Origin of the sequence: Neorhizobium sp. 2083, from assembly GCF_031455615.1 — a bacterium.
Lineage (GTDB): Bacteria > Pseudomonadota > Alphaproteobacteria > Rhizobiales > Rhizobiaceae > Neorhizobium.
Genome location: NZ_JAVDTC010000001.1, coordinates 378,382 through 395,734, shown reverse-complemented (window position 1 = coordinate 395,734; position 17,353 = coordinate 378,382). Strand labels below are relative to the sequence as shown.

The window sequence follows — 17,353 nt, the reverse complement described above, 5'->3', positions numbered from 1 at the left end:
CCGGCATCCGCCGGCTTAGCCCTTCAGCATCCGCTCGACGATGTCGCGCACGTCGGTCGAGAGCGTCGCCGCATGCTCGATGGTCGACAGGGCGGCACGTGCATGGTCGGCGCGCTGCGGCTCCAGGGAACGCCACGAGCGCATCGATGTCAGGATGCGGGCGGCGAGCTGCGGATTGCGCGGGTCGATCGCGAGGATCTGCTCGGCCAGGAACCGGTAGCCTTCGCCATCGGCGCGGTTGAAGCCTGTCGGGTTACCGAAGGCGAACGTGCCAATCAGCGAGCGCACCCGGTTCGGATTGGTGGCGATGAAGCGCGGGTTGTCCATCAGCGCCTTGACGCGGGCAAGCGCCCCGGCCCCCGGTATGGTCGCCTGGGTGGAGAACCATTTGTCGATGACCAGCGCGTTACCGTCGAAGCGGGCGAGGAACGTGGCGAGCGCGTCTGCCGTTTCCGGTGCGTCGGGGAAGCGGTGGGCGAGCACGGTCAGCGCCTGCACGAGATCGGTCATGTTGCCGGCGGAGGCGAAGGCCTCGGCGGCGCGGGCAGGGGTTCCTTCCGCATAGGTCAGATAGGACAGCGCGGTGTTGCGCAGCGACCGCTTGCCGGCGCTGGCAGCATCCGGCGTGAAGGCGCCCTTTACCTTCATGTCGTCGAACAGGCGTTGGAAGGTCTGCTTCCCGGCCTTGGCGATTTCCGAGAGAATGGCGTTGCGGCCCGCATGGATCGCATCCGGATCGTTGTTGCCGCCGAGTTCGCGGGCGATGTCGGCCTCGCTCGGCAGGGTCAGCGCCTGGGCGCGGAAGGCAGGCTCCAGCGCCTCGTCGCCGGCCGCTTCGAGAAGTGCGGCGACGAAAGCCGGATCGCAGGTGATCTCCTTGCCCTCCCGCGCATCGCGCGCCGCCTGCATCAGATTCGGCAGGGCAAGATCGGTCAGCGCCTGCCAGCGGGCGAAGAGATCGGTATCGTGGCGGGCGATATGGGCGAGATCGGCCGGCGTCTGGTCGAGATGCAGGTTGATCGGCGCCGAGAAAGACCGGTTGAGCGACAGGACCGGCCGCGACGAAATGCCGGAAAATGTAAAGCTCTGCCGGCGTTCGGTCAGATGCAGCACGTCGCCGGTCACTTCGCCGCCCGCGACCTTGGTCGGCACTGCCGCCGAGCCGTTGTCGAGGATCAGCGCAAACGAGAGCGGGATATGCATCGGCTCCTTGGCGGTCTGGCCGGGGGTCGCGGGGATCATCTGCTCGAGCGACAGCGTGAACGTGCCGCTTGCCTGGTCGTAATCGCTCGACACGGTGACGAGCGGCGTGCCGGCCTGGTGGTACCAGAGCGAGAACTGGGTGAGGTCGCGGCCGCTCGCATCCTCGAACGACTTGACGAAATCCTCGACCGTCGCGGCCTGTCCGTCATGGCGCTCGAAATAGAGGTCCATGCCCGCCTTGAAATCGTCGCGCCCTAGCAGCGTCGCGATCATGCGGGTGACTTCCGAACCCTTCTCATAGACGGTCGTCGTGTAGAAATTGTTGATTTCGCGGTATTTGGTCGGGCGGACCGGATGCGCGAGCGGGCCTGCGTCTTCCGGGAACTGTTCCGATTTCAGGTGCCGCACTTCGGCGATGCGCTTCACCGCGCGCGAACGCTGGTCGGCGGAAAACTCGTGGTCGCGATAGACCGTCAGGCCTTCCTTCAGGCAGAGCTGGAACCAGTCGCGGCAGGTAATGCGGTTGCCGGTCCAGTTGTGGAAATATTCGTGGGCGATGATCGCCTCGATATTCGCGTAATCCTGGTCGGTCGCGGTTTCCGGGTCGGCCAGCACGTATTTGTCGTTGAAGACGTTGAGGCCCTTGTTCTCCATGGCCCCCATGTTGAAATCGGACACGGCGACGATCATGAAGATGTCGAGGTCGTATTCGCGGCCGAACCGTTCCTCGTCCCACTTCATCGAGCGCTTCAGCGCGTCCATGGCATAGGCCGCGCGGGCTTCCTTGCCGTGTTCGACATAGATCTTCAGCGTCACCTCGCGCTCGGACATGGTGACGAACGTGTCCTCGACCACGCCGAGATCGCCGGCGACCAGCGCAAAGAGGTAGCTCGGTTTCGGATGCGGATCGAACCAGGCGGCAAACGCGCGGCCTTCATCGTAACCGGCGCCGCCGAGGAAATTGCCGTTCGACAGCATGACCGGATTGGCGGCCTTGTCGCCGATGATGGTGATCGTATAGGGCGCCAGCACGTCCGGTCGGTCGGGGAAATAACTGATGCGGCGGAAACCTTCGGCCTCGCACTGGGTGCAGTAGACGCCGTTGGTCCGGTAGAGACCCATCAACTGGCTGTTGGCTTCCGGATTAATGAAGGTTGTGACGGTGATTTCGAAGGGAGATTCGGCCGGCAGGTCGCGGATCGTCAGCCTCTCCGGCGTCGCGTCGTATTGCGCCGCGGGCACTTCGTTCTGGTCGAGCAGCAGGCCGGACAGCGTCAGTTCGTCGCCATCCAGAACGAGCGGCGCGGACGGATCGACACCTTCGCGCCGGTGGAAGATCAGTCGTGCATCAACCTTTGTATTGGTCGGGTCGAGCTCGAAAGTCAGATCGACGCGTTCCAGGACGAAGTCGGTGGGGCGGTAATCTGCCAGATGAACGATCTGGCCCGTATCTGTTCGCATGTTGCTTCCTGAACCGGCTCTTCAAATTGGTATCGAGAGCCCTGCAGCACTCTCTCGATCTGGCACACACCGTCGCCGCGCGGATAATTGCACGCAATGCTAAACGATTGTTGAAACTTTGGCTAAAATAAAACCTGATTTCATTCTGGTATATTTCGCGCAATCTTTCACGAGGTCACGGATATTGATCGACCTATCATCAGTTTTGATCCCGCTCACGGCACTTTTCCGTTACTTTGCCCGCAAACTGAATCTTCCCCGATTTCCTCGCTCATCATCCCGTCGGTGCGGACTGCATTTCCGCCTGAAATTCCCTTTAAAATTCGCATGAGTTGTTGATGTCCGCCGATGCCCTCAATCCCCTGCGGGGGATTATGTTCAAAGTCACCTCCGTGGTGATCTTCGTGATGATGCAGACCTGTATCAAATCCGCAGGTCCCGATATTCCGGCCGGACAGATCACCTTCTACCGTTCCGCCTTCGCGCTGGTGCCGATCATGGCCTATCTCGCCTTTCAGGGCGAGCTGCGCGGCGCCTTCCACACGAACAGCCTGACCGGTCATGTGAAACGCGGCTTTCTCGGCATCCTCTCCATGGTTTTCGGATTTTACGGCCTCGTGCACCTGCCGATGCCGGATGCGATCGCGATCGGTTATTCCTCGCCGCTTCTGGCCGTCGTTTTCGCGGCGATCTTCCTCAAGGAGACGGTGCGCATCTACCGCTGGACGGCGGTCATGATCGGCATGGTCGGGGTGGTGATCATCTCCTGGCCGAAGCTCACCATGTTCGAACAGGGCGGCATGGGCTCGGAACAGGCGATCGGCGCCGCCTCCGTCATCCTCTCGGCGGTGCTGGCCGGGTTCGCGATGATCCAGACGCGCCAGCTCGTGCGCACCGAAAAGACGGCGACGATCGTCCTCTATTTCTCGCTGTCCGGGGCGCTGTTTTCGCTGCTGAGCCTGCCCTTCGGCTGGACCGACATGACGCTGTCGGAAAAGCTGTTCCTGATCGGCGCAGGTTTCTGCGGCGGCATCGGCCAGATCCTGCTGACGGAAAGCTATCGCAATGCCGATGTCTCGACGGTCGCGCCGTTCGAATACACCTCGATCCTGCTCGGGATCTGCATTGCCTATGTTCTGTTCGGGGATGTGCCGACGGCGACCATGCTGGTCGGGACGGCGATTACTGTATCGGCGGGGATTTTCATTATTTACCGCGAGCACCAGCTGGGGCTCGAGCGGAAGGCGGCGCGCAAGGCATCGCCGCCCGGGGCTTGACCTGCCCCGGTGCCTGAAGCTGCTTACAGCGGGATGGCCGCGGTGACCGGATTGGTCGCTTCGGCAGAGGCGCGGAAGGCGCCCGCGCGGCTGAACTCGCGCGAGGCGTTCACGGCGGCGCCGATGTGGGAAAAGTTCTCACGCAGGGTGCGGATCGGATGGAGAATGGCCGTCATGGCTGATGCTTCCTTGGAAACCGCGCGATCAACGTTCGCGGAAATCGGCAAAGACCGAAGCCGGACGGGTAATGCCGACCGGACGCGCCATGGCACGGGAGGTAAGCTGCTCGTTCGTCGCAGAGCCGAAATGGTGATAACCCTTCGTCGAGCGCGGCGACAGGCCGGCGATGCGAAGAGTTTCGAAACCCGAATGGATCGGGCGGAAGCGGGTAGTCATGGCCTTGGTTCCTTAAACCTGAAATTCCTCCCAAGACACACGGCTAATATTGCAGCGCACCATCGATTCTGCAATGCAGCGAAACGCCACACTGCCATGCGTGGTTTGCATGGCATTCTTCATATTTCCGTAACTTTGACTAAAATACGGGTAAATCTGCCTGAAATGCGGGCTGTCAGTGCCCTGAAACATGCATTTTGAACATCAGCAGGTCCTGCCAGGCCAGCGCCTTGTTGGCGGGGGCCGCCAGCAGTTCCTGCGGATGCAGCGTGGCGATCGCCGAAAGGCCGATTCCCCCGAAAGTGAGCTCGCGCCATTCGCCCCGCATCGAATGGATCGTGCCATTGCCGCCGAAGAAGAAGCGCGCTGGGAAATTGCCGAGCAGCAGCAGCCGTTTCGGTTCTGCGAGCGCCACCTGGCGTTCGAGGAACGGCCGGCAGATATCCATCTCGGCCTGCGACGGCATGCGGTTTCCCGGCGGCCGCCAGGGAATGATATTGGTGAGCATGACACCGTCGCGGGCAAGGCCGATCGCGCCGAGCATGCGGTCCAGCAGCTGCCCCTGCCGGCCGGCGAAGGGCGCGCCGTCGCGGTCGTCGTCCGCATTCGGCATCGGGCCGATCACCATGATGCCGGATGCCGGATTGCCGCTCGCGAATACGGTGTTGCGCGCCCCGTTCTTCAGGTTGCAGCCGTTGAAGGCTTCGAGTGCTGTTTTGAGTTCGTCGAGCGAGCGGGCGCTGTCGGCTGCGAATCGCGCCGAGGCCACCGCCTGCTCATCGGGCACCGAGACCGGCGCGGAGGCAGGTGGGGGAGCTGCGGCGCGCGCTGTTGAAGCGGAACGATTCGGTGCCACAGGAGCAGCGTCCCCCGTGCGGGACTGGGCAGGCGATGCATTCTGGGCCGGCTGCTGCCGCGAAGATGCAGCAGCGCGCGCTTCCGCCTGCGCCGCCTTCTGGGCCGCAAACTGGGCAAACCGGTCGACCGGTTCATCCTCGACGAGCCATTCCACCCCCGCATCCGCATAAAAATGCAGAAGGGCGGCGAGCTCGGGAGCGTCCATGTCTTTGGCGAGGTTCATGGATTCACGTTACAGCATGTGGCGGTGAGGAGGGAACTGGTTTTGGGCTTGAATGGGCAACCCCATGTGGACGGAGACGGTGCGGCAATCTCCCGCTGATCTCCCCCGTCAAGGGGGAGATGTCACCGAATGTGACAGAGGGGGGAAGCGACGGTGCGGCAAATGCAGTGGCCGAGGAGGGTGCGGAGAGGGGCACCCCCCTATGCCCTCCCTCAAGGGGGGAGATCGGCTGGGCGCAACCGGCTTGCCCCAAAACCGCGGGGGCAGGGCGTTTGCCCCTCAAGCCGCCCATTGCGCGATATTGTCGCTCTCGCCGATCAGCGCCAGGCCATGGGCGATCGACAGCAGTTCGCCGCCGGTCTCGATCTTCGAGGCGTCGAATCGTCGGGTAAAAATGCTGCGCACGGCCGGCACGAAGGAGGTGCCGCCTGTCAGGAACACCTTGTCGATTTCGGCGGGCGCGGTGCCGGTCTTTTCCAGCACCTCGTCGAGCGCGCCTTCGATGCGGCCGAGGTCTTCGGCGATCCAGGCTTCGAAATCGGAGCGTTTGACCATCTTGCGGCCCGCCTTGCCGAGGGGGGCGAAGTTGAATTCCGCTTCTTCCGCACCCGACAGCGCCATCTTGGTCGCCGAGATCGCCTGATAGAGCGGGTAGCCCTCGTCATGGTCGACGAGGTCGATGAACAGTTCGAGCTTTTCCGGCTCCAGCGCCGAGCGCACCAGCGATTTGAGGTCGGTGAATTCGCGGCTGGTCTTGAAGATCGACAGCTGGTTCCAGCGGCCGAAATTGACGTAATAACCGGCCGGCACGTCCAGCACCTTGTCGAAGCTCTTGAACTTGCTGCCCTTGCCGATCTCAGGCGCCACCAGGTTGTCGATCATCCGGTAGTCGAAATGGTCGCCCGCGACGCCGACGCCTGAATGGCCGATCGGGGTGGCGGCCAGCTTGCCGGCCTTCGTTTCGAAACGGATCAGCGAATAGTCGGTCGTGCCGCCGCCGAAGTCGGCGACGAGCACGGTCGCGTCGCTCTTCAGCGTCTGGGCGAAATAATAGGCGGCCGCCACCGGCTCGTAGACATAGTGGATTTCCGGAAAGCCGAGCCGGGTCAGCGCCTCGTTGTAGCGCTCGGTTGCAAGCTTTTCATCCGGATTGGCGCCGGCGAAATGCACCGGCCGCCCGGCGATCACCCGCGACACGTCGCTCGGCCAGTTGTCGTCCGCATAGGCCTTCAGGCGCTTCAGGAAGATCTCCATCAGGTCCTCGAAGACGTGGCGGCGGGCAAACACCAGCGTGCCCTGGAAAAGGGCGCTTGCCGCAAATGTCTTGATCGACTGCAGGAAACGACAGTCGCCGGGGTTGTCGATGAACTGGCGGATCGCGGCCTGTCCGGCCTCGACCTTCAGCGCCTGCGCCCCCATCACCGGATCCTTCATGAAGGAGAGCGCGGTGCGCATCGAATCGCTCTCGCCGGCGCTGCTGGTGAAGCTCATCGAATGCGTGGCGCTGCCGCCATCCGCCAGTGCCATAACCGTATTCGTCGTGCCGAAATCAAGCCCGAGCGCCCGTGCCATCGCCGTGCTCCTTTTATCCATCGAAAATCATTGAACCGGAACCGCGACCATGTGCTGGCAGGGCTCCGAACGCGAAAAAGGGCGCTGCTCGCGCCTGGAAATTTTGAGAGGGCGCGTGATCGCACAAGGCGGCCGGGATAGCAACCCCGCGCGCTCTAGATTTCCAGCTGCCGTCGCGTCTCCGCCGCCTGTTCGGAAAGCCAGTTGCGGAACATTTCCATGGCCGGCGTCACGGTGCGGGATTTGAGCCGCGTCAGCCAGTAGCTGCCCTTGGAAATGGTGATCGGGAAGGGTTGTTCGATCATGCCGGCGGCAAGCTGGCGGGAAAACATCAGCGGAGGGGCGAGCGCCACGCCGGCCCCTTGCATCGCCGCCTCCACCATCAGCACGGAACTGTCGAACACCAGACCGCGGATCTGCGGCGGGGCGACATGTGCGGCCTCGAACCAGCTCGGCCATTCGTCGGCGCGGTAGGAGCGCAGCAGCACCTGGTGAGCGACGTCCTCCGGGCTTCTCAGCTGCCTTGCGATCGGCGGAATGCAGAGGACGGAAAGCGGCGTCTCGAACAGGGCATCCGCCTCGATGTCGTGCCAGGCGCCGTTGCCGAACTTGATCGTGTAGTCGAGCCCTTCGGCGGCGATGTCGACGCGATTGTTGTTGGTCGAGAGCCTAAGGTCGATGAACGGGTATTTTTCCCGGAAGTCGGAAAGCCGCGGCAGCAGCCAGCCGACCGCAAGCGTGCCGACCGCGCCGAGCTTCAGCACTTCGCGCACATGCCCGTCTTCGAAGCGCTCCAGCATGGCGGCCATGCGGTCGAAACTGTCCTGCAGCGCCGGCAGCAGCGCCAGTCCTTCCTCGGTGATCATCAGCCCGCGCGGCAGGCGGCGGAACAGCGTCACGCCGAGCCGCTGCTCGAGCAGTTTCACCTGATGGCTGACCGCCGCCTGCGTGACGCAGAGCTCGATCGCCGCCCTGGTGAACGAGAGGTGGCGCGCGGCGGCCTCGAAGGCGCGCAGCGCGTTCAGCGGCAAATATGGTCGAACCATGGCTATGGCCTATTTAAATTCATGTCTGCCCGCAGATATCATCGTTTGATTGGGGCTCGCAAGCCGGCCTAGAAAGTCCGGGTCACTTCACTTGGAGCACTTCGATGGCTTTCAGAAATTCGTTTCTTCTGGCATTTTCTCTTGGAATTACCGTGGCTTTTCTCGATTGCACCTCTGCCGGTGCCGCCGATCCGATCCGCTGCACCGTCATCATCGACGAGGACAGCGGCGACGCGCTCTACCGTCAGGGAACCTGCGGCCAGGGCTTCTATCCCCAATCCACCTTCAAATTGCCTTTGGCCATGATGGGTTATGACGCGGGCGTCCTCACCGACGCTCAGAACCCGCGGTGGAAATATCAGGCGAAGTTCGGCGGGCCGGAGCGGGTGCGCAAGGATGTCGATCCGCTGATATGGGAAAAGGAATCGGTCGTCTGGTATTCGCAGGAAATCACCCGCAAGCTCGGCAACAAAGCCTTTGCGGATTACATCCAGCGCTTCGGTTACGGCAATCGCGATGTCGCCGGCGGCCCGGGCAATACCGACGGACTGACCGAATCCTGGCTGATGTCGTCGCTGAAGATTTCCGCCGACGAGCAGGTGCGGTTCCTGCGCCGTTTCCTCAATGGCGGCCTGCCGGTCTCCGAACATGCGGTCGACATGACGCTGGCGATCGTGCCGCATTTCCAGGCCGGCGACGGCTGGGATATCCAGGGCAAGACCGGGTCCGGCTGGCTGCGCGACAAGGCCGGCAAGGTCGATTACGACCGCCCGCTCGGCTGGTTCGTCGGCTGGGCGATGAAGGACGAGCGGCGCGTCATTTTCGCAAGGCTACTGGTCGATACCAAGCGGTATCCGAAAGAGCCAATCAGTTTTGCGGTGCGCGATGGGCTGATCAGCGATTTGCCGAAGCTGCTGCAAGGGAAGTGATCCTGGCGCTCGACTGCCTTTGAGTCGTCATCTGCCGAAACAGAAAACGGTCGGGCCACCCCCTGGCCCGACCGCCTTCATAGCGCTTTACTCAGACAATGCATTGCGCCTTCCATAAAAGACATTGGGCGCTGCGAATGCAAACGGGTTCCTCCGTTCAGGTTATCGGTTAAGGTTACCTGTGCCGCTGCCCGCTCGCCGGGCCTTTCGGGTCGGCGGGCAAGGGCATCACTCGGCGGCCATCCGGGCCGGGACGTCGTCATTGGCCTCCTGCAGGTCCTCGGCCTTGTGGCGGCCGAGCCGGCTGAGGAAGCGCCCGAACCGGTCCATTTCCACGAAGATGACGGGCGTGATGAACAGCGTCAGAGCCTGGGAAACGATCAGCCCGCCGACCACCGCGATGCCGAGAGGCTGGCGCAGTTCGGACGAGGCGCCGGTGCCGAGCGCGATCGGCAGCGCCCCGAGCAGGGCACAGAAGGTCGTCATCATGATCGGCCGGAAACGCCGCACGCAGGCCTCGTGGATCGCGGTGGCTGCCGTCTCTCGCTTCGTGCGCATCGTCTCCACCGCCACGTCGATCATCATGATCGCGTTCTTCTTGACGATGCCGATCAGCATCAGCAGCCCGATCAGCGCGATGATAGACAGGTCGAAACCGAACAGTTTTAGCGCCAAGAGCGCCCCGAAGGCTGCCGCCGGCAGGCCGGACAGAATGGTCAGCGGGTGGATGAAGCTCTCGTAGAGCACGCCGAGCACCACATAGATGGTCAACACGGCGGCGAGAATCAGCAGCGGCGTATTGCCCTGGCTCTGCTGGAAGATCTGCGCCGTGCCGCCGTATGAGGTGAATACGTCGTTCGGCATCTGCAGGTTGGCCTTGATCTGGTCGATCGCGGCCGTCGCATCCGAGAGCGACACCCCGGCCGGCAGGTTGAACGACACCGTCGTCGAGACCAGCTGGCCGGTCTGATTGATGGTGACCGGCGCCGTCTGGCGCACCACCGTCGCGAAGTTCGACAGCGGCACGAGCGAACCGTTGGACGACATCACCCGCACACCCTGCAGCATCTGGTCGTTCCATTGCTGCGTATTGTCGAACTCGGTGATGACGTCGTAGCTGTCGCCGGTCGACTGGATTTCGGCCGCCGTATAACCGCCGAACGCCATCTGCAGCGTCTTGCGCAGCTCGTCGTCGGTAATCCCGAACGAGGCGGCCTTTTCCGGATCGACCTTGATATTGGCCTCGATCGCGTCGTTCTGGGCGTCGGAGGTGACGTCGGTGAAATGCTCCCGGTCGGCGCGCATCGCCGCCTGGATCTTGTCCGACCATTCGCCGGTCTGCGAGGCCTTCAGCGCCTGCACCACGAGCTGGTACTGGCTGGCCGTGGCGCGGCCCCCGAAGCGCAGGCTCTGCTGCGGGGTGATGAAGGTCTTGATGCCTGCGAATTTCGATGTCGCCTGCCGGAGGTCCCGCAGCGTCTGCTCGAGCGGCGGGCGCTGGTCTCTGTCCTTCAGTTCCACCCAGATCGTCCCGTTGTTGAGCGAGCTGCGGCCGTTGCTGCCGACGATCGAGGTGACGTGCTTGACCGCCGGGTTCTGCTGCACGGCTGCGGCCACCTGCGCCTGCAGGTCGCGCATCGCCGGATAGGAAATGTCCTCGCGGGCACGGGTGGAGATCGTCAGGCGGCCGATATCCTCCTGCGGGAAGAAGCTCGTCGGCAGCGTCCGGAACAGGTAGACCGATCCGGCAACCGAAGCGAGGAAGACGAGCATGATGATGCCCCGGTTCCTGAGGCACCAGCCGACCGCCCGGTCGTAGCCCCTCAGCGTGCGGGAAAAGCCGGCGTCGAAAATGCGCACCATCAGCCCCGGGTGATGTTCGGCCCCGGACAGGCGCGAGCCGAGCATCGGCGTCACCGTCAGCGACACGACCGCAGAAGCGACGATGGCGAGCGCCACCACCATGCCGAACTCGTTGAACAGCCGTCCGACCACCCCGCCCATCAACAGGATCGGGATGAACACGGCGATCAGCGACACCGACATGGAAATGATCGTCGAACTGACTTCCGAGGCGCCCTGCAGAGCCGCCTGCATCGGCTTCATGCCGTCCTCGACATGCCGCATGATGTTTTCCAGCATGACGATCGCGTCATCCACCACCAGCCCGACCGACAGCGTCAGCCCGAGCAGCGAGATGTTGTCGATACTGTAGCCGAGCACGTACATGGCGCCGAACGTTGTGATCAGCGACAGCGGCACGGCAAGCCCCGGAACCAGCGTCGCGGTGATCCGGCCGAGGAAGAGATAAATGACCAGCACGACGAGCCCGATCGTCAGCATCAGCGTGAACTGCACGTCGGATATCGAGGCGCGGATCGCCGTCGAGGAATCGTTCATGACGTTGATCGAAACCGAGGCCGGCAGTTCCGCGGAAAGTCCCGGCAGTTTTGCACGCACGGCATCCACCACCTCGACCGTATTGGCATCCGGCTGGCGCTGGATGGCGAGGATGATCGACTGGTTGCCGTCGTACCAGCTGCCGGCATCGAGGTTCTCGACGCTGTCCTGGACATTGGCGACGTCGCCGAGGTGAACGGGCGCGCCGTTCGGGCTGGCGATCACCAGCGAACGGAACTGCTCGGCATTGGTGCGCTGGGTATCGGCATTGATGGTCAGCCGCTGGCTGTTGTTTTCGAGCGAGCCGACCGGCGCCTGGCTGTTGGCGCTCGCGATTGCGTTCGTGACGTTGTCGACGCCGAGATTGCGGGCCTGCAGCTTGTTGGGATCGACCTCGACGCGCACCGCATAGGTCTGGGCGCCGAAGATCGAGACCTCCGCAACGCCGGGCAGCGTCGAGAGCGAGGGCGACAGCACGTCCTCGGCGATCTCGTCCACCTTGCTGCGGGGCAGCGTATCGCTCTTCACCGCAAGCAGCAGAACCGGGGCATCCGCCGGGTTGGTTTTCCTGTAGCTCGGCGGCGTCGTCATGTTGTCCGGCAATTGCCGGGTCGCATGCGAGATGGCCGCCTGCACGTCGGCGGCGGCGGCGTCGATATTCCGGTTGAGATCGAACTGCAGCACGATCGACGTATTGCCGAGCGAGTTGGTGGCGCTGATTTCGCTGATGCCGGGGATCGTTTCGAACTGCTTGATGAGCGGGGTCGAGACGGCCGTCGCCATCGTTTGCGGCGAGGCGCCGGTAAGCTGCGCGGAAACGTTGATGGTCGGGAAATCCACCTGCGGCAGCGCGGCGACCGGCAGGAGCTGGTAGCCGGCAAGCCCGGCGAGCACGGCGCCGATGGCAAGCAGCGTGGTGGCGACCGGGCGACGGATGCAGAATTCGGGGATCATTGCGCCTCTCCCACTTCGATCGCCTGATCATTGCCGTTGCCCTTGGTTTCGGCAGGCGCGCGGGCGTTTTTGAACTGCTCGGCGACGGTGGCGCCATCGACGAGCTGCACCTGGCCTTCGACCACCACATGCGTCCCTTCGGCGAGCCCGCCGGCGATCGCCGTGTTCGGGCCGTTGGAACGGGCAATCTTGACCGGCGTCACGTGGACCTTCTTGTCGTCGCCGACCGCATAGACGAAAGGTGTGTCGACGCCCGGATTGACCGCCACCGTCGGCACCACGATGTCCTTGTCGTCGCTCTGGAAATGCACGGTCACATTCAGCGATTGCCCCGGCCACAGCGTGCCTGAGGGATTGTCGAACTTCGCCTTGGCGAGGATCGTGCCCGAAGCCGGGTCGACGCTGTTGTCGAAGAAACTCAGGGCTCCCCTGGCCGAGGTGCCGCCGCCCTGTGGCACGGCATCGACCGCCACCGCATTGGCCGCCGAACCGTGCTTGAGCTGGCCGAGATAGGCCTCGGGAAGGTGGAACTTCACATAGATCGGATCGTATTTGGCGATCGTCACCACTGCCGAGCCGGCGCTGAGATAGGCACCTGTGCTGATGTCGATATCGCCGAGCCTGCCGTCGAAGGGTGCGCGGATATCCGTGTGGTCGATGGCGATCTGGTCGGAGGCAATCGCCGCATTGTCGCTCTGCACGGTGGCGGCGGCGGTATCCTGCGCGGCCTTTGCCTGGTCGACGGTCTGCTGCGTTCCGGCATTGCCGTGCAGAAGATCGTTGGCGCGGGCAAGTGCCGTCTGGGCCTGGGTCAGCGTCGCCTGGTCGCGGACGAGAAGCGCCTTGTCCTTGTCCAGGGCGGCCTTGGCGGTGCGGTCGTCGAGTTTGGCGATCAGGTCGCCGGTCTTGACGAAGGCGCCGTCGGTGGCTTCGATGCTGACCACGATGCCCGGCTGCTGGGCGGCGATCGTCGTGTTCTCGTCGGCGCTGGCGGCACCCGAGGCGGTGACGTCCATCGGCAGCGCCGCACGGGCGGCGGCGACCGTCTTGACCGCCGGCGGCGGCCCGCCTGCGCCGCGCCGGCGCTGCGTGCCTGGCGGCTGGCCGTGGCCGGCATCGGCGGATGCCTGCTCAACGAAGGATGAAAGAAAGGGAAGCCGATCGCGGAACTCCCAGCCCGCAACGCCGACAGCGACAAGAATGCCAGCAAAAATCCAGATCTTCTTCATGGTTTAACCGCTCGCCTATGGTTGTGCCAATGGTATCGCTCCATCGAACCGCCCATATTGCGGCGCAAAAAAGACAAGTTTTGCCCGTCCGGCTCACTAACCGGTGAAGAGGGATTAAAGGTTTGTAATGAAGGGCTTAGATGAACTGGAGTTAATCTTTTTCGCCTTTTGGATGCGCGAGGCGCGTGCGCCCACCGCAACTAGCGGAGAAACCGCCGGGCGCCCCAGATGACGACAAAACCGATGATCGCGACGCCGGCTCCCCTGATGATCCAGGGCGTCTGGTTGATCATGAAACTGCTGGCGGGGTAGGGGAAGGCACCGGTGCCCTGGCCGATCCAGAGGAGGCCGACCGCCACCATCAACACACCGATCGCAGAGAGTGCAAGTCGAGCAAATGTCATGGGAAAACCTCCAAGGCTTGGACATGGAGATCATAGGCTCGGGAAAATCCCGCCGCGATACGCATTTGCGTGATGTCGCATTGGCGGAGGATCTCAGGTCAGACGTCTTCGTAATAGGTGGCGATCAGCGATTTGGGCGCCGGTTCCTCGCCATCGGCCAGGAAAAAGCTGCCGGCGATGCGGCTTGCGGGCGACAGGCTGTCGAGAAGGTTGCGGACCACCACGTCGTCCACGGCCTCAAGGCTTCGGGCATGCTGGATGCCCGACCGGCTGGAAATCGCCGAGCTTTCTGCCGCATGGCGGGTCGCGGCTTCCCAGCTTCCGGCATAGGACGTCACCACCTGTCCGGCTGCAAGCGTCGCCGAGATCGAGGCCGCCGCGGAGAGAGCCGAAGGCGCTTGGGGGTGAGGCACCGAGGAGGGTATACTGGATGAGGGAGAATCGGTCGCCCCCGAAACACTTTCGATCATGCCGGCGATCCTTTAATTTTGGGGGCCGGCTTGCCTCTTAACTCAGGCGAATTGAGATACCGCCAATAGCGGCATCTCAATTCGATTCAATGTTTAACGACAGGGGTTTACGCCCGTTCCGAAACCTCAGATCGACCGCGACGCGCCGCCGTCGACCCTGAGCATCGTGCCGGTGACGTAGCTTGCCGGAACCGAGCAGAGGAAGGCGCCGGCGGCGGCGAATTCCTCGACCTTGCCGAGCCGGCCGGCGGGAATGGTCTTCAGCGAAGCGGCGCGGATGTCCTCCACCGATTTGCCGGTGCGCTTGGCATTGGCGCCGTCGAGTTCGTCGATACGGTCGGTGTGGATGCGGCCGGGAAGCAGCATGTTGGCGGTAATGCCGAAGCCCGCCACCTCCGTCGCGATCGTCTTGTTCCAGCCGACCAGCGCCGAACGCAGCGTGTTGGAGAGCGCGAGGTTGGCGATCGGCTCGAAGACGCCTGACGAAGCGCAGGTCAGGATGCGGCCGAAACCCTGTTCCTTCATCTGCGGCAGGAAGGCGTTGGTCAGCGTGATGACCCGCAGAACCATGGACTGGAAGAAGGTGTCGAGCTTGTCGGCGGTCATTTCTTCGGCCGTGCCTGGCGTCGGGCCGCCGGTATTGTTGACCAGGATATCGATGCCGCCGAGCTTTTCCTTGACGGCCGCCTTCATCGCTTCGACGAAGTTCTCGTCGGAAAGATCGCCCCAGACCCAGTCCGCCTTGCCCCCATTGGCCTTTACCTGGTCTTCGGCATTGATCGCCTTGCAGTTTTCCGTCAGCCGATCGCCGGAGCGGCCGACGAGGAGAACATGCGCGCCTTCGCTCGCAAGCGCCTTGGCAATGCCGAGGCCAAGTCCGCGCGACGAGGCGAGCACGAGAGCGCGTTTTCCGGTGAGACCCAAATCCATGATGCTGTTCCTTCCCCAATTCCTGTCATCGGTTGTCGGATCTTTATAAGGAGCGGCAAAGAGTGGCGAAAGGCCGATCTTGCTTTCTTCGGTTCCGTCTCTATAAATGACGTGAACGTAAACGTAATATGAGCAAACCGAAACGCCATTTGCGCGAATGACAAGGCGGAGGACGTTTTCCCGCCTCGACAAGCCGGAGCGCTTTTGTCAAACAGGTTGCCTGAATAAGCCGGAAGGGGCCGGTGAGCGGAGTTGGATATGAGCGAGCAAGAACTTCCGGAACGCGAGGCGATGGAATTCGACGTAGTGATCGTTGGCGCGGGGCCTGCGGGGCTGTCCGCGGCGATCCGGCTGAAGCAGGTCAATCCGGACCTGACGGTCGTCGTGCTCGAAAAGGGTTCGGAAGTCGGCGCCCATATCCTGTCGGGCGCGGTGGTCGATCCGTCGGGCATCGACGCGCTGTTGCCCGGCTGGCGCGAGGAGGAAGGGCATCCGTTCAAGCAGCCGGTCACCGCCGATCATTTCCTCTTCCTCGGCCCGGCCGGCTCGATCCGCCTGCCGAACGTCATGATGCCGCCGCTGATGAACAATCACGGCAACTATATCGTCTCGCTCGGAAACGTCTGTCGCTGGCTCGCCGAAAAGGCGGAAGCGCTCGGCGTCGAGATCTATCCCGGTTTTGCCGCGACCGAAGTGCTTTATGACGGTAACGGCGCGGTCAAGGGTGTGGCGACCGGCGACATGGGTATCGAGAAGAACGGCGAACCCGGCCCGAACTTTACCCGCGGCATGGAGCTTCACGGCAAATACGTGCTGATCGGCGAGGGCGTGCGCGGTTCGCTCGCCAAGCAGCTGATCAACCGGTTCGATCTGCAGAAGGATCGCGAGCCCCAGAAATACGGCATCGGGTTGAAGGAACTCTGGCAGGTGAAGCCGGAGAACCACCGTCCGGGCCTGGTGCAGCACTCGTTCGGCTGGCCGCTCGGCATGTCGACCGGCGGCGGTTCGTTCCTCTATCACCTGGAGGACAATCTCGTCGCCGTCGGCTTCGTCGTGCACCTCAACTACAAGAACCCCTATCTCTATCCCTTCGAGGAATTCCAGCGCTTCAAGACCCATGACGCGATCCGCGGCACGTTCGAAGGCGCCAAGCGGCTGTCCTACGGCGCCCGCGCCATCACCGAGGGCGGTTACCAGTCGGTGCCGAAGCTGACCTTCCCCGGTGGCGCGCTGATCGGCTGTTCGGCCGGTCTCGTCAACGTGCCGCGCATCAAGGGCAGCCATAACGCGGTCCTCTCCGGCATCCTTGCGGCCGACAACATTGCGGGCGCGATTGCCGCGGGCCGCGCCAATGACGAGGTGATCGAGATCGAAAACGAGTGGCGCGGCACCGCCATCGGCAAGGATCTCAAACGGGTGCGCAACGTCAAGCCGCTGTGGTCGAAGCTCGGCACGGGCTTGGGCGTCGCGCTCGGCGGTCTCGACATGTGGACCAACACGCTGCTCGGCTTCTCCGTCTTCGGCACGCTCGGCCACGGCAAGACCGACGCGCAATCGCTGCAACCGGCCGCCCGGCACAAAAAGATCGATTACCCCAAGCCGGACGGCGTCCTGACCTTCGACCGCCTGTCCTCGGTCTTCCTGTCCAACACCAACCATGAGGAAGACCAGCCGGTCCACCTTCAGGTCAAGGACATGGCGCTGCAGAAGCAATCGGAACTGGACGTCTATGCCGGTCCTTCGACCCGCTACTGTCCGGCCGGCGTCTACGAATGGGTGGAGAAGGACGGCCAGCAGACTTACGTCATCAACGCCCAGAACTGCGTCCACTGCAAGACCTGCGACATCAAGGACCCCAACCAGAACATCAACTGGGTACCTCCCCAGGGCGGCGAAGGGCCGGTCTATCCCAATATGTAGTTCTCCCTGAAGCACCCCCAACAGGGGTGTTTCCCGGCCGTCAATCGAGGGTTGCGGCGGGGCATGGGTTGCGTTACCTTT

At 63.1% G+C, this 17,353-nt stretch carries 14 protein-coding genes; 3 read left to right on the top strand and 11 right to left on the bottom strand.

The genetic code is table 11. From position 1 onward, the window contains the following. Positions 1–15: 15 nt before the first annotated feature. Positions 16–2,664: an aminopeptidase N gene (gene pepN / locus J2X76_RS01975; protein ID WP_310212508.1), complete on the bottom strand. Its 2,649-nt coding sequence runs from the start codon at positions 2,662–2,664 to the stop codon at positions 16–18. Between the two features lie 338 nt (positions 2,665–3,002). Between pepN and J2X76_RS01970 the strand changes: the two genes are divergently transcribed. After that, positions 3,003–3,941 (top strand): DMT family transporter, encoded by a 939-nt coding sequence (locus J2X76_RS01970; protein WP_113128066.1) that lies wholly within the window; start codon positions 3,003–3,005, stop codon positions 3,939–3,941. A gap of 23 nt (positions 3,942–3,964) precedes the next feature. Here the strand turns inward: J2X76_RS01970 and J2X76_RS01965 are convergent, their stop codons facing one another. The 5 genes from J2X76_RS01965 to J2X76_RS01945 form a co-directional block, all read right to left on the bottom strand. Beyond that, complete coding sequence (locus J2X76_RS01965; RefSeq protein WP_162732257.1) at positions 3,965–4,117, bottom strand: hypothetical protein; 153 nt, start codon at positions 4,115–4,117, stop codon at positions 3,965–3,967. 28 nt (positions 4,118–4,145) lie between these two features. Then, a complete protein-coding gene (locus J2X76_RS01960) occupies positions 4,146–4,337 on the bottom strand; it encodes a hypothetical protein (protein WP_113128067.1) in 192 nt (63 codons plus the stop codon). 175 nt (positions 4,338–4,512) lie between these two features. Beyond that, the gene (locus J2X76_RS01955; protein ID WP_310212503.1) at positions 4,513–5,418 is read right to left on the bottom strand and encodes a uracil-DNA glycosylase; all 906 of its coding nucleotides are present in this window, start codon (positions 5,416–5,418) and stop codon (positions 4,513–4,515) included. A 279-nt stretch (positions 5,419–5,697) separates the two neighbouring features. Continuing rightward, a complete protein-coding gene (locus J2X76_RS01950; RefSeq protein WP_310212500.1) occupies positions 5,698–6,990 on the bottom strand; it encodes an Hsp70 family protein in 1,293 nt (430 codons plus the stop codon). A gap of 155 nt (positions 6,991–7,145) precedes the next feature. Then, the gene (locus tag J2X76_RS01945; protein ID WP_113128071.1) at positions 7,146–8,036 is read right to left on the bottom strand and encodes a LysR family transcriptional regulator; all 891 of its coding nucleotides are present in this window, start codon (positions 8,034–8,036) and stop codon (positions 7,146–7,148) included. A gap of 104 nt (positions 8,037–8,140) precedes the next feature. Here J2X76_RS01945 and blaOXA point away from each other — a divergent pair, with 104 nt between their 5' ends. Beyond that, positions 8,141–8,965 carry a class D beta-lactamase gene (gene blaOXA, locus J2X76_RS01940; protein WP_310212495.1) on the top strand — a complete coding sequence of 275 codons (825 nt, stop codon included), beginning with the start codon at positions 8,141–8,143 and terminating at the stop codon, positions 8,963–8,965. Positions 8,966–9,193: 228 nt separating this feature from the next. Here the strand turns inward: blaOXA and J2X76_RS01935 are convergent, their stop codons facing one another. The 5 genes from J2X76_RS01935 to J2X76_RS01915 form a co-directional block, all read right to left on the bottom strand. Next, positions 9,194–12,319 carry an efflux RND transporter permease subunit gene (locus tag J2X76_RS01935; protein WP_310212492.1) on the bottom strand — a complete coding sequence of 1,042 codons (3,126 nt, stop codon included), beginning with the start codon at positions 12,317–12,319 and terminating at the stop codon, positions 9,194–9,196. Further along, positions 12,316–13,548, bottom strand: a complete 1,233-nt coding sequence (locus tag J2X76_RS01930; RefSeq protein WP_310212489.1) for an efflux RND transporter periplasmic adaptor subunit — start codon at positions 13,546–13,548, stop codon at positions 12,316–12,318. The genes J2X76_RS01935 and J2X76_RS01930 overlap by 4 nt, the downstream gene beginning before the upstream one ends. A 200-nt stretch (positions 13,549–13,748) precedes the next feature. Then, positions 13,749–13,952 (bottom strand): hypothetical protein, encoded by a 204-nt coding sequence (locus J2X76_RS01925; protein WP_113129874.1) that lies wholly within the window; start codon positions 13,950–13,952, stop codon positions 13,749–13,751. A 98-nt stretch (positions 13,953–14,050) separates the two neighbouring features. Further along, entirely contained in the window at positions 14,051–14,422 is a 372-nt protein-coding gene (locus J2X76_RS01920) for a hypothetical protein (protein ID WP_310212486.1), read from the bottom strand. 126 nt (positions 14,423–14,548) lie between these two features. Further along, on the bottom strand, positions 14,549–15,352 hold the full coding sequence (locus tag J2X76_RS01915; protein ID WP_310212483.1) for an SDR family oxidoreductase: 804 nt from the start codon (positions 15,350–15,352) through the stop codon (positions 14,549–14,551). A 258-nt stretch (positions 15,353–15,610) separates the two neighbouring features. Here J2X76_RS01915 and J2X76_RS01910 point away from each other — a divergent pair, with 258 nt between their 5' ends. Continuing rightward, positions 15,611–17,272 (top strand): electron transfer flavoprotein-ubiquinone oxidoreductase, encoded by a 1,662-nt coding sequence (locus J2X76_RS01910; RefSeq protein ID WP_310212480.1) that lies wholly within the window; start codon positions 15,611–15,613, stop codon positions 17,270–17,272. Positions 17,273–17,353: the final 81 nt, after the last annotated feature.

What these genes read in the sequence shown, in the direction of transcription:
- pepN (WP_310212508.1), bottom strand. Translation starts at nt 2,664, where the DNA reads ATGCGAACAGATACGGGCCAGATCGTTCATCTGGCAGATTACCGCCCC.
- J2X76_RS01970 (WP_113128066.1), top strand. Translation starts at nt 3,003, where the DNA reads ATGTCCGCCGATGCCCTCAATCCCCTGCGGGGGATTATGTTCAAAGTC.
- J2X76_RS01965 (WP_162732257.1), bottom strand. Translation starts at nt 4,117, where the DNA reads ATGACGGCCATTCTCCATCCGATCCGCACCCTGCGTGAGAACTTTTCC.
- J2X76_RS01960 (WP_113128067.1), bottom strand. Translation starts at nt 4,337, where the DNA reads ATGACTACCCGCTTCCGCCCGATCCATTCGGGTTTCGAAACTCTTCGC.
- J2X76_RS01955 (WP_310212503.1), bottom strand. Translation starts at nt 5,418, where the DNA reads ATGAACCTCGCCAAAGACATGGACGCTCCCGAGCTCGCCGCCCTTCTG.
- J2X76_RS01950 (WP_310212500.1), bottom strand. Translation starts at nt 6,990, where the DNA reads ATGGCACGGGCGCTCGGGCTTGATTTCGGCACGACGAATACGGTTATG.
- J2X76_RS01945 (WP_113128071.1), bottom strand. Translation starts at nt 8,036, where the DNA reads ATGGTTCGACCATATTTGCCGCTGAACGCGCTGCGCGCCTTCGAGGCC.
- blaOXA (WP_310212495.1), top strand. Translation starts at nt 8,141, where the DNA reads ATGGCTTTCAGAAATTCGTTTCTTCTGGCATTTTCTCTTGGAATTACC.
- J2X76_RS01935 (WP_310212492.1), bottom strand. Translation starts at nt 12,319, where the DNA reads ATGATCCCCGAATTCTGCATCCGTCGCCCGGTCGCCACCACGCTGCTT.
- J2X76_RS01930 (WP_310212489.1), bottom strand. Translation starts at nt 13,548, where the DNA reads ATGAAGAAGATCTGGATTTTTGCTGGCATTCTTGTCGCTGTCGGCGTT.
- J2X76_RS01925 (WP_113129874.1), bottom strand. Translation starts at nt 13,952, where the DNA reads ATGACATTTGCTCGACTTGCACTCTCTGCGATCGGTGTGTTGATGGTG.
- J2X76_RS01920 (WP_310212486.1), bottom strand. Translation starts at nt 14,422, where the DNA reads ATGATCGAAAGTGTTTCGGGGGCGACCGATTCTCCCTCATCCAGTATA.
- J2X76_RS01915 (WP_310212483.1), bottom strand. Translation starts at nt 15,352, where the DNA reads ATGGATTTGGGTCTCACCGGAAAACGCGCTCTCGTGCTCGCCTCGTCG.
- J2X76_RS01910 (WP_310212480.1), top strand. Translation starts at nt 15,611, where the DNA reads ATGAGCGAGCAAGAACTTCCGGAACGCGAGGCGATGGAATTCGACGTA.